Raw genomic sequence first — 12,941 nt, 5'->3', positions numbered from 1 at the left:
ATGGCGTCTTCCGATTTCACATTTGCAAATGATATCCGGTCCGCGGCGCTGCTGCGCACGCCGCGCACCTCCCGCATGCTGTTGTGGACGTCGTGCGCGCTGCTTGCGACGTTCTTGATCTGGGCTCATTTTGCCGTACTGGACGAGGTCAAGCGCGGCAGCGGCCGCGTCGTGCCGTCGCGGCAGATGCAGGTGGTTCAATCGCTCGAAGGCGGGATCGTCGGCGACATCCTGATCCGGGAAGGCGACATCGTTCAGCAGGGCCAGTCCCTGATGCGGATCGATGATACGAAATTCGCTTCAGAGTTCGGCGAAATCCGCGAGCGCCGCGCGGCTATGGCGGCGCGGGTGGCGCGCCTCGACGCCGAGGCGCGCGGCCGAGCCGAGATCACCTTTCCGGACGATCTCGACAAGATGGTTCCCGCCGCCGTCGCGACCGAGACCAGCGTGTTCAGGATGCGGGGGCAGAAGGTCGCGCAGGACATCGACGTCCTCAACCAGCAGGTCACTCGCCTCTCCGGCTCCCTCAAGCTCCTCGAGCGCGAGCAGACCCTGACGCGCAGGCTGTATGAGCAGAAGGTCGTGCCCGAGATCGAGATGCTGCGACTTGATCGGCAGGCAACCGAGATGAAGGGACAGCTGGCCGAAGCGCAGTCGAAGATCGCAAACATCACCGCGTCGTTCCGTTCACAGGCCGACGAGGACCTGGCCAAATCGCGTGCCGACCTCGCCGTGCTCGACGAGAATATCAAGTCCGCCCAGGACCGGGTGCGCCGCACGGATCTGAAGGCGCCGGTCCACGGCATCGTCAACAAACTGAACATCAGTACCATCGGTGCTGTCGTACAGCCGGGCGCCAACCTGATGGACATCGTGCCGCTGGACGACACGCTGTTGGTGGAAGGCCGGATTCGTCCGCAGGACATCGCGTTTATCCGTCCCGACCAGGACGCGGTTGTGAAGATCAGCGCCTATGATTCCTCGGTCTACGGATCGCTGAAGGGCAAGGTCGAACGCATCAGCGCCGACACCATCGTCGACGACAAGGCGGAAAAGACCGAACGCCAGGAGACCTTCTACCGGGTCATGGTGCGTACCGATAAGAACCACCTCGGCACCGAGCAGCATCCGCTGCCGATCATTCCGGGCATGGTGACCACGGTCGAGGTCCTGACCGGCGAGAAATCCGTGCTGGACTACATCGTGAAGCCCGCCCGCCTGCTGCGTGACGAGGCCCTGCGCGAACGCTGATCGGGACCACGGATTCCGTGGTTAACCGATCGTAACCTCGGTTCGTTCAATTTCGAACGAACCGGCAAACCCCGGATTGACCGCCTTTTCGACATTCGAGGTGGCACTTCCCTCCACTTAACTCCGCTTAAGCGGCCAAAGCGCCAGTCTGCGTCCCGATAACAGCGGGGACGCAGATCGACGCACAGACGTTGACGGTCCCCACATTGGGGACGTCATATGAAGTCGCTGAAGTTTGCTTCGTCGGCGGTCATGGCCGCGGCTGCACTGACAATAGGTCTTTGCGCCACGCCTGCCGCGTTTGCCGCGGACGAGCTCTCGCTCGGAAAACCCGCCGGCGAGCTCGCGCCCGCCGCGGACGCCGCGTCGAACCGCCCGCCTGCCACCTTCTTCACCATCGCCGACGTCCTGGCCAAGCTCGACCGGCAACGCGGCCGGGGTCCGAACGCCATTCGCACCGCCTCGCTCACGCCGCCAAATACCGCGACCGACGCGGTGCCCGCGGCAAAGCCGCTTCCGCCTGTCGGCGCCGAGCCGTTTGGCCTGTTCACCTTCCGCGCACCGGAAAACGGCCTGTGGCGCAAATGGCGCGGCCTCGAATCCGATCTCGCAAGAGAGCAGAGCGTTCTCGAGCAATGCCGGGAGAGCGCCGCCGGCTGCCCGTCGCAAGCCGCGCAATTCCTTCGCCTGATCGGCGCGGTCAAGTCCAAATCCGGACGCGACCGGCTGGATGAGGTCAACCGTGGCGTCAACCAGGCGATCCGCTATGTCAGCGACTTCGCCCAGCACGGCGAGGCCGACCGCTGGACTGCACCGCTCGCCACCTTCGCGACCGGCAAGGGCGACTGCGAGGACTATGCGATCGCAAAATACATCGCGCTCAGCGAAGCCGGCTTCCCGCGCGAGGATCTGCGCCTGGTGCTGGGCCGCGATCGCGCCATCCGCCAGGATCATGCCGTGCTGGCGGCGCGCCTGGACGGCCATTGGCTGATCCTGGACAGCCGCCGCTCCGAACTGATTGATGACGGCGAGCTCGGCAACTTCACACCGATGTTCGCGATCAACGACCGCGGCGTGCAGCTGTTTGCAGCCCCCTATGCCAAGCGCCTCCCGCTCGGCGACGAGCTCGACGCGGCGCCGGCGGCCGCCAATGCCGCGGAGACGGAATGGACGGGGGTGCAGTCGCTTGATGCAGCGAGCCCCCTCACCGGCTTCCTGCCCGTGCTGATGTGATTGCCAGCGAGTAGACGACAATTCAATCAAGAAAAATCCGCGGAGTAGTCTCCGCGGATTTCTGATTTTGCTGCGAGCCTGGCCTAGAAAATATGAACGTTCGTGGCCGCCGGCACGCCAGTGCTCAGATGTGCGAGATCCACCTTGTCGGAGCCGGTGCCATTCGCCGAGTACCAGAGCTCATGCGTCGTATTGTTGAAGAAGAACTTGTTCGTGCTTCCACTTTCGCTCCAGGCGCTGGCGTTGTTCTCGGTCCCGCCGGTGACTGCCGATGACGTGAACTGACCAGCCGTAAGGGCGTTTGAAACGCCCGTCGGCAGGCTCAGACCGGCCACGTCGAGAAGGAGTGTATCACCGCTGTTGAAATCGCTGATGATTTCGTGGGCGCTGAGATTGAGAACAAACTTGTCGTCCCCACCATTGCCAGTGAGCGTCTCGTTGGTTGGTCCGGCGACAATGACATCATTGCCGGCCGTGCCCAGAAGGGTCGTGGTGCCATTGATGTTGATATTGATGGTGCTCGACGCCGTGTCGCCGTCACCGTCAATCGTCGACACGTTGAAGCTCAGGTCCTCGGAGACGTTCGTGGTCGACGAAACTCCGACGCCAACCAAGTCGACCTTGCCGCTGCCTGTCACGTCCGTGAACTGGACAGTGTAGAGCTGCAGGCCGGCCGGCGCTGTGGGCGTCGACCATTCGGTGGCGACCGTGGTGTGGGTGGAAGGATCGAAATCACCGGATACCGATGTGATGGAGGCGGCGTGCACTCCGTCCCAATAAGTGACGACGTAATGGATTTCGTCTCCGCCCTTGTAGTTGGAGAACGTGTAGTTCGCGACCGATTCGTTTGCCGGCGGATGGAACGCCGCGTTGCCGACCGGACTGGCGATTGCGCCGCTCGTGAAATCGAACAGCAGCTTTTCATTGGGGTCGAAGTTATTGTTGTCAACGCCCCAACCGTTGGTTGATCCGTTCACACCGCCTTGGCTGCCGCCGGAGGTCGTTCCCGAAACAACCGCCAGTTGATCGGTGTTCGAAGAAAGAATCTGCTCTTCCGAAGGTCCCGATCCAAAGGCGGATGAACTGCCGACATTCTGGATCGTTGTCTCCGTGAACGGCTGAAGCAATGTGAATAGGTAGTGACCGGTTGTGTCATCCAGATTCAGCGTGAAGATATTATTCGCTGCCGATGGGGCCGCACCGATATAGGCCGTCAAATTCTGTCCAAGTGCGTCGATGGAATAGTGCACGGCCTGGCCATTGAACGTCAGGCCGGCCGGCGCCGTGTTTCCAGTCAAGGTGAAGTCATATGCGCCAAAACCATCGGCGCCGGAGAACACGGGTAGGTTACCAAGCACGGACATCCCCGCGTAATCGGCAATGATTCCATGCTCGATCGTGCCGAAACTCGGGCCGTCGTCGAGGAAGCTGATATGGGTGCTGATGTCGGCGGTGGCCGTCACATGATCGCCATCGGCGTCCGTCAACGTCACCGTCGCGCCGATCTTGCCGGCCGTCATCGTCAGCAGATCGTTCGGACTGGCGGTGCTGTTGTGGTGGAGCGAGAGATAGTCCGCCACATAGAGTTGACCGGTGATCGGATCGATGGCGATCGCGAACGCCGTTTGGCCCGTCAGGCTGGGGTTGGCGGCATCGTTGCCCACAGTACCGATGATCCGGCCGCTGGCATCCAGCGACAGCGCGATCCCTGTGCCATCCGTCAACGTCAGGCCTGACGCAGCGCTGAGGACGCTCAACGCATAGGTCGTAGACCCCGCGCCGTCAGAGCCGAAGCTGCCTCCGGCCACCGTCAGGATGCTGCTCGCGCCCGTCGAGGCAAAGCTGAGCGCACCGTTGTCAAGTGACGCTGCCGACACATCGGTGTCGACGCCCTTGTTCGCGACCGTGCTGAACAGCGCGGCGACAGTGCTGGCGGCACCGTTGAACGTGATCGCAGTCGAGCCGAGCACGTCGCTCGCGCCGCCGGTGGTCTGCAGGCCGGGGGTCTCGTCCACGCCGATCGTAGCTGCGCTGACCGTCGCTGTCGGCGCCGTCGGGCCGCTGTCCTGGATTGTGAACACGCCGGTGCCGAGGTCGAGCGGCGTCGACACGCTGTCACCGTCGGCATCGACGATGGTCTGCACCACCTGCAGCAGGTTGGCGCTCGAGAGCGTCAGCGTCGCTGCATCGTCCGAATTGTTCGGATCGGAGTGCCAGACGTTGTTGACCTGGGTGAAGGTCACGATCCCGGTTGCGGGATCAATGGTGATCGTGAAGTAGGTCGTCGCGCCAACCGAACCGGTGATGGTGTTGCCGGACTGGTTCAGCAGAATCTGCGCACCCTGTCCGATACCATCGCCGTCGCCGGCAGTCTTGTCGGTCGCATCGAGCGCATAGAGGCCGGAGGCCACGTTCGAGCCCGTCAGCTTCAGCGTGTAGGTCGTCGAACCAGCACCGTCGCTGCCATAGCTACCGCCGGTGAAGTTGTCGGAGAAGTTCGCCGTCACGGAAACAAGCCCGTTCGGCGCCGTGCCGCCCGCGGTGTCGGTGCCAACAGGACGCGTCTCGTCCAACACGAGCGTGTCGGTCGGGCCGGTCACCGTGCCGGCGGTCGGACCGCTGTCCTGGATCGTGAACACGCCGGTGCCGAGGTTCAGCGGCGTCGTCACGCTGTCGCCGTCCGCATCGGTGATGGTCTGCACCACCTGCAACAGATTGGCAGCCGACAGCGTCAGCGTCGCCGCATCGTCCGGGTTGGTCGGATCGGAGTGCCAGATATTGTTAAGCTGGGTGAAGCTCACGATGCCGGTCGACGGATCGATCGTGATCGTGAAGTAGTTGGTGCCGCCGACCGAGCCGGTGATGGTGTTGCCGACCTGGTTCAGCAGAATCTGCGCGCCCTGTCCGATACCATCGCCGTCGCCGGCGGTCTTGTCGGTCGGATCGAGCGCATAGAGGCCGGAGGCCACGTTCGCACCGGTGAGCTTCAACGTGTACGTCGTGCTGCCAGCACCGTCGCTGCCGTAGCTGCCGCCGGTGAAGTTGTTGGAGAAGTCCGCCGTCACGGTGTCGAGCCCGGTCGGCGCCGTGCCGCCGGCGGTGTCGCTGCCAATAGGACGCGTCTCGTCCAGAACGAGGGTGTCGGTCGGACCGGTCACGGTACCTGCCGTCGGGCCGCTGTCCTGGATCGTGAACACGCCGGTGCCGAGATTGACCGGCGTCGTCACGCTATCACCATCGGCGTCCGTGATAGTCTGCACCACCTGCAGCAACTCAGGGCGCGTCAGCGTCAGCGTCGCCGCATCGTCCGGGTTGTTCGGATCGGAGTGCCAGATGTTGTTGACCTGGGTGAACGTCACGATCCCGGTCGTCTCATTGATCGTGATCGTGAAGTAGGTCGTGCCGTTCGCCGAGCCGGTGATGGTGTCACCGACCTGGTTGAGCACGATCTGCGTTCCCTGTCCGATGCCGTCGCCGTCGCCGGCGGTCTTGTCGGTCGGATCGAGCGCATAGAGGCCGGAGGCCACGTTCAAGCCCGTCAGCTTCAGCGTGTAGGTCGTCGACCCAGCACCATCGCTGCCGTAGCTGCCGGCGGTGAAGTTGTTGGAGAAGTCCGCCGTCACGGTGTCGAGCCCGGTCGGCGCCGTGCCGCCGGCAGTATCCGTTCCTGTGGGACGGGTCTCGTCCAGCACCAAGGTGTCGGTCGGGCCGGTCACCGCGCCCGCCGTCGGACCGCTGTCCTGGATCGTGAACACGCCGGTGCCGACGTTGATCGGCGTCGCAACGCTGTCGCCATCCGCATCGGTGATGGTCTGCACCACCTGCAGCAGGTTGGCCGCCGAGAGCGTCAGCGTCGCGGCATCGTCCGGATTGGTTGGGTCGGAGTGCCAGATGTTGTTGACCTGGGTGAACGTCACGATCCCGGTCGTCTCATTGATCGTGATCGTGAAGTAGGTCGTGCCGTTCGCCGAGCCGGTAATCGTGTCGCCGACCTGGTTGAGCACGATCTGCGCACCCTGCCCGAAATGGGTCGGGTCGGCGTCGGTCGGATCCAGCGCATAGAGGCCGGAGGCCACGTTCAAGCCCGTCAGCTTCAGCGTGTAGGTCGTCGACCCAGCACCATCGCTGCCGTAGCTGCCGGCGGTGAAGTTGTTGGAGAAGTCCGCCGTCACGGTGTCGAGCCCGGTCGGCGCCGTGCCGCCGGCAGTATCCGTTCCTGTGGGACGGGTCTCGTCCAGCACCAAGGTGTCGGTCGGGCCGGTCACCGTGCCCGCCGTCGGACCGCTGTCCTGGATCGTGAACACGCCGGTGCCGACGTTGATCGGCGTCGCAACGCTGTCGCCATCCGCATCGGTGATGGTCTGCACCACCTGAAGCAGGTTCGCGGCCGACAGGGTCAGCGTCGCGGCATCGTCCGGATTGGTCGGATCGGCGTGCCAGATGTTGTTGACCTGGGTGAACGTCACGATCCCGGTCGTCTCATTGATCGTGATCGTGAAGTAGGTGGTCCCGCCGACCGAACCGGTGATGGTGTCACCGGATTGGTTCAGCACGATCTGCGCACCCTGCCCGAAATGGGTCGGGTCGGTGTCGGTCGGATCCAGCGCATAGAGGCCGGAGGCCACATTCACGCCGGTCAGCTTCAGCGTGTAGGCCGTGTTGCCCGCACCATCGCTGCCATAATTGCCGCCGGTGAAGTTGTTGGAGAAGTCCGCCGTCACGGTGTCGAGCCCGGTCGGCGCTGTGCCGCCTGCGGTGTCGCTGCCAACGGGACGGGTCTCATCCAGCACGAGGCTGTCAGTCGGACCGGTCACCGTGCCGGCGGTCGGGCCGCTGTCCTGGATCGTGAACACACCGGTGCCGACGTCGAGCGGCGTCGTCACGCTGTCGCCGTCCGCGTCGGTGATGGTCTGCACCACCTGCAGCAGATTGGCAGCCGACAGCGTCAGCGTCGCAGAATCGTCCGGATTGGTGGGATCGGAATGCCAGATGTTGTTGAGCTGGGTAAAGGTGACGATACCGGTCGTGGGATCGATCGTGATCGTGAAGTAATTGGTGCCGCCAACCGAGCCGGTGATCGTGTTGCCGACCTGGTTCAGCAGAATCTGCGCGCCCTGCCCGATGCCATCGCCGTCGGCAGTGGTCGTGTCGGTCGCATCGAGCGCAAAGAGGCCGGACGCCACGTTGGCGCCGGTGAGCTTCAGCGTGTAGGTCGTGTTGCCCGGACCGTCGCTGCCGTAGCTGCCGGCTGAGAAGTTGTTCGAGAAGTCTGCCGTCACGGTGTCGAGGCCGCTCGGCGCCGAGCCGCCCGCTGTATCCGTGCCGACGGGACGGGTCTCGTCCAGAACCAACGTATCCGCCGCCGCGATCACCGTGCCCGCGGTCGGACCGCTATCCTGGATTGCGAACACACCGGAGCCGAGGTTGAGCGACGTCGTCACGCTGTCGCCGTCGGCATCGGTGATGGTCTGCACCAATTGCAGGATTTCCGGACGCGACAGCGTCAGCGTCGCGGCGTCATCCGGGTTGGTCGGATCGGAGTGCCAGATGTTGTTGAGCTGGGTGAAGGTCACGATACCGGTCGAGGGATCGATCGCGATCGTGAAATAATCGGTACCGCCGACCGAGCCGGTGATCGTGTTGCCGACCTGGTTCAGCAGAATCTGCGCACCCTGCCCAATGCCATCGCCATCGCCGGTGGTCGTGTCGGTCGCATCAAGGGCGTACAGGCCGGACGCCACGTTGGCGCCGGTGAGCTTCAGCGTGTAGGCCGAATTGCCCGGGCCATCGCTGCCATAGCTGCCGCCGGCGAAGCCGTTCGAGAAATCCGCCGTGACGCTGGCAAGGCCGGTCGGCGCCGTGCCGCCCGCGGTGTCGGTGCCGACAGGCCGCGTCTCGTCGAGCACGAGCGTGTCCGTTGCGCCGGACAGCGCGCTCGCCGTCGGGCCGCTGTCCTGGATGGTGAACACACCAGTGCCGAGATCGAGCGGCGTCGACACGTGGTCGCCGTCCGCATCGGTGATGGTCTGCACCACCTGCAGCAGGTTGGCCGCGGAGAGCGTCAGCGTCGCTGCATCGTCCGGATTGGTCGGATCGGAATGCCAGATGTTGTTGAGCTGGGTGAACGTGACAATGCCGGTCGTCTCGTCGATCGTGATCGTGAAGTAGTTGGTGCCGCCGGCCGAGCCGGTGATGGTGTCACCGACCTGGTTCAGCAGAATCTGCGCACCCTGCCCGAAATGGGTCGGGTCGGTGTCGGTCGGATCCAGCGCATAGAGCCCGGAGGCGACGTTGGCGCCGGTCAGCTTCAGCGTGTAGGCCGTGTTGCCCGCGCCGTCGCTGCCATAATTGCCGCCGGTGAAGTTGTTGGAGAAGTCCGCCGTCACGGTATCGAGGCCGGTCGGCGAGGTGCCGCCCGCGGTGTCGGTGCCGACAGGCCGCGTCTCGTCCAGCACAAGGGTGTCGGTCGGGCCGGCCACCGTGCCCGCCGTCGGGCCGCTATCCTGGATCGTGAACACGCCGGTGCCGACATCGAGCGGCGTCGACACGCTGTCGCCGTCCGCATCGGTGATGGTCTGCACCACCTGCAGCAGGTTCGCGCCCGACAGGGTCAGCGTCGCGGCATCGTCTGGATTGGTCGGATCGGCGTGCCAGATGTTGTTGACCTGGGTGAACGTCACGACCCCCGTCGTTTCATTGATCGTGATCGTGAAGTAGGTGGTCCCGCCGACCGAACCGGTGATGGTGTCACCGGATTGGTTCAGCACGATTTGCGCACCTTGGCCGAAGTGGGTCGGGTCGGTGTCGCTCGGATCGAGCGCATAGAGGCCGGAGGCCACGTTCACGCCGGTCAGCTTCAGCGTGTAGGCCGTGTTGCCTGCGCCGTCGCTGCCGTAGCTGCCGGCCGAGAAGTTGTTGGAGAAGTCCGCCGTGACGGTGTCGAGGCCGGTCGGCGCGACGCCGCCCGTAGTGTCGGTGCCGACAGGACGGGTCTCGTCCAGCACTAACGTATCCGCCGCCGCGATCACCGCGCCGGCGGTCGGGCCGCTGTCCTGGATCGTGAACACGCCGGTGCCGACATCGAGCGGCGTCGTCACGCTGTCGCCGTCCGCGTCCGTGATGGTCTGCACCACCTGCAGCAGATTGGCGCCAGACAGCGTCAGCGTCGCCGCATCGTCCGGATTGGTTGGGTCGGAGTGCCAGATATTGTTGAGCTGGGTGAATGTCACGATCCCGGTCGAGGGATCGATCGTGATCGTGAAGTAATTGGTGCCGCCGGCCGAGCCGGTGATGGTGTTGCCGACCAGGTTCAGCAGAATCTGCGCGCCCTGCCCGATGCCGTCGCCGTCGCCGGTGGTCGTATCGGTCGCATCAAGTGCGTACAGACCGGACGCCACATTCGCGCCGGCGAGGTTCAGCGTGTAGGTCGTGTGGCCCGGGCCGTCGCTGCCATAGCCGCCGGGCGTGAAGTTGTTGGAGAAGTCTGCCGTCACGGAATCAAGGCCGGTCGGCGCCGTGCCGCCCGCGGTGTCCGTGCCAACCGGACGGGTCTCGTCCAGCACCAGGGTGTCGGTCGGGCCGGTCACCGTGCCGGCGGTCGGGCCGCTGTCCTGGATCGTGAACACACGGGTGCCGACATCGAGCGGCGTCGACACGCTGTCGCCATCCGCGTCGGTGATGGTCTGCACCACCTGCAGCAGGCTGGGGCTCGACAGCGTCAGCGTTGCCGGATCGTCCGGATTCTTCGGGTCAGAATGCCAGATGTTGTTCGACTGCGTGAAGGTGACGATCCCGGTCGACGGATCAATCGTGATGGTGAAATACGTCGTCCCGCCGGCCGAGCCGGTGATGGTGTTGCCGGACTGGTTGAGGACGATCTGCGCGCCCTGTCCGATGCCGTCGCCGTCAGCAGTGGTCGTGTCGGTCGGATCCAGCGCGTAGAGACCCGAGGCCACGTTCGAGCCGGTGAGCTTCAGCGTGTAGGCGGTATGGCCGGGTCCGTCGCTGCCGTAGCTGCCCGACGTGAAGTCGTGGGAGAAGTCCGCCGTCACGCTGGCAAGCCCGCTCGGCGCAAAGCCGGCCGGCGTGTCGCTGCCAACCGGCCGCGACTCGTCCAGCACCAGCGTCTCCGCCGGCCCTTCCTTCTCGATCACCGTGCCGGCCGTCGGACCGCTGTCCTGAATTGTGAACACGCCGCCACCGAGGCTGATCGGCGTTGTCACGCTGTCGCCGTCCACGTCAGTGATGGTCTGCACCACCTGCAGCAGGCTGGCGCTGGAGAGGGTCAGCGTCGCGGCATCATCCGGGTTGGTCGGATCGGCATGCCAGATGTTGTTGACCTGGGTGAAGGTCACGATCCCGGTCGTCTCGTTGATCGTGATCGTGAAGTAGGTCGTGCCGTTGGCCGAACCGGTGATGGTGTCACCGGACTGGTTCAGCACGATCTGCGCGCCCTGCCCGAAATGGGCCGGGTTGGTGTCGGTCGGATCCAGCGCATAGAGGCCCGAGGCCACGTTCGTGCCGGTGAGATGCAGCGTGTAGGCAGTGCTGCCGGCACCGTCGGCGCCATAGCTGCCGCCGGTGAAATTGTTGGAGAAGTCCGCCGTCACGCTGGCGAGGCCGGTCGGCGTCGTGCCGCCTGCGGTGTCGCTGCCGACAGGACGCGTTTCGTCCAGCACCAGCGTGTCGGTCGCGCCGGTCACCGTGCCGGCCACCGGACCATCGTCAAGGATCGTCAGATGCGAGCCGACATCGACGCTCGCACTTGCCGACTGATTGTTGTTGTCGGTCACGGTGGCGGTCAGCGTGATCAGACCCGATGCCAGCGTGATCCCTTCATTGAAGTTGCCCGGTGTTGCCTCATGAACCGCGCGCAGATCGGTCAGCGTCACATGACCCGCGGTGTCGACCGAGACCGTGAGGACCAGATCGCCACTGATCGCCGTGCGCCCTTCCACGACGCCGGCCGCGTTGACCGTCAGCAGGACGTGCTGACCGGTCGCCGAATCGATCAGACCGGAATCTTCGTTCGGTGTCGTGACCGACAGCGCATAGGTCAGCGACTGCTGGCCGCCCGGCACCGTGACGTTGAACGACACCTGCACAGACGCGACCGTTGCCCCTGCGGGTCCGAGCCCCGAACCGGCGACACCATGGTTGGTGGCCGCGGTCAGGAAGCTCTCGTCGACGATCAGCGCCGACAGGGGATTGCCGGAAATGATCGGAGGCGGAGCACTGTTCAGCACGAAGCCGGTCGGGGGCACAGGGGTCACGAGGTTCGGCAACTCTTCCTGCGGCGCCAACACGTTGGTCGGCACAGGAGCTAACGGATCAATCGCGAACGGGCGGAAATCCGCGCCGCTCGCCTGCGCGTTGCCGTTCGAGTTGCCGCCATTGTCGGCCGCCGGCAACACGGAGGCGTCCGTGGTGATCGGAAACAGACTGGCGAATTCCTGGACCGAGACCTCGCGCCCCGGCGCCATCTCGATGGTGACATTCTTCAGCCCATCCGCACGGGAGTCGAAGAACGGCTCAACCGTGACGGTCGACTGGTTGTCGAACAGGATGATCAGCTTTTCGCCGACGTGAACCAGCGTGATCTTTTCATTGGCGATCGACGAAAAGTCGACCTTCACCTTCTGGTCGTATCCAAGATTGACGACCACCGCCTGATCGGTCAGCGGCTTGGTCAACTTGTAAATTCGTACGGGAGCCGAATTGGTGGAATTGCCGGTGCCGGTTGCCTGAGCGACCTGAAACGAACCCTGCATTATCAACTCCGCAAAATGCGATTAGAGGAAAAGTTGTAGAAAAATTTAGTTTTAGGCTATTGTTAACCCTCCCCGCGGTCAAGAAATGTATTTGGTTAATCAATGCTTTCCGTGGAAGTGTGGTAAAGATCGGACAGGTCGAAGCTGAAAGAACAACGGCTTAGCCGGATTAACTTGGCCAAAGGCAGTATTTCCCCGGCCCCGTTCGTCCTTCCCGGCGATTTGGAGCAGCAGTCGATGCGGGTGATTCTTCAGGCGTGTGCCGCTGTCTTGATTTGGGGCTGCTTCGGCGCGGCGGCCGCGCAAGCCCCTGCACAACCTGTCCCCCGGGAGACCACGGTGGAGCGCCAGGTTCGCGCCCTGGCCAACCGAGACACCCAGATTGGTCTCTATCTCAACGTGTTACCTGATTGCACGTCGGGGCCGCTGCCGACCATCCGCCTGGTCACTGCGCCGGCTGCCGGAAAGGTTGTGGTGAAGTCGGCGAAGGCGAAGGCCACCAATTACAAGGCCTGCCTGGCGCTCGAAGTGCCGGCCTATGTCGCCTTCTACAAGGCGCCTCCGGAATTTCTCGGCGATGACGCCCTGACCATCGAGGTCAAGTATCAAGGCGGTCGAACCGAAATTCAGAAGATCACCGTCAAGGTGAGTGCACCAGGCGGGCAGCAGAAGATCTGATGGTGTTGC

General features: G+C 64.0%; 4 protein-coding genes. 3 read left to right on the top strand and 1 reads right to left on the bottom strand.

Going from position 1 to position 12,941, the window contains the following annotated elements; all coding sequences use genetic code 11:
* Nucleotides 1-1,251: an HlyD family type I secretion periplasmic adaptor subunit gene (locus QA639_RS17350; protein ID WP_028334078.1), complete on the top strand. Its 1,251-nt coding sequence runs from the start codon at nucleotides 1-3 to the stop codon at nucleotides 1,249-1,251.
* 219 nt (nucleotides 1,252-1,470) lie between these two features.
* A complete protein-coding gene (locus tag QA639_RS17345; protein WP_050386278.1) occupies nucleotides 1,471-2,484 on the top strand; it encodes a transglutaminase-like cysteine peptidase in 1,014 nt (337 codons plus the stop codon).
* 83 nt (nucleotides 2,485-2,567) lie between these two features.
* On the opposite strand, the gene QA639_RS17340 is transcribed toward QA639_RS17345, so the two are convergent.
* Nucleotides 2,568-12,254, bottom strand: a complete 9,687-nt coding sequence (locus tag QA639_RS17340) for a beta strand repeat-containing protein (RefSeq protein ID WP_283090307.1) — start codon at nucleotides 12,252-12,254, stop codon at nucleotides 2,568-2,570.
* Nucleotides 12,255-12,428: 174 nt separating this feature from the next.
* Between QA639_RS17340 and QA639_RS17335 the strand changes: the two genes are divergently transcribed.
* Nucleotides 12,429-12,932 (top strand): hypothetical protein, encoded by a 504-nt coding sequence (locus QA639_RS17335; protein ID WP_244978433.1) that lies wholly within the window; start codon nucleotides 12,429-12,431, stop codon nucleotides 12,930-12,932.
* Nucleotides 12,933-12,941 lie beyond the last annotated feature (9 nt).

This window comes from Bradyrhizobium pachyrhizi, from assembly GCF_029714545.1.
Lineage (GTDB): Bacteria > Pseudomonadota > Alphaproteobacteria > Rhizobiales > Xanthobacteraceae > Bradyrhizobium > Bradyrhizobium pachyrhizi.
This window is presented reverse-complemented; position numbering and strand designations above follow the sequence as displayed.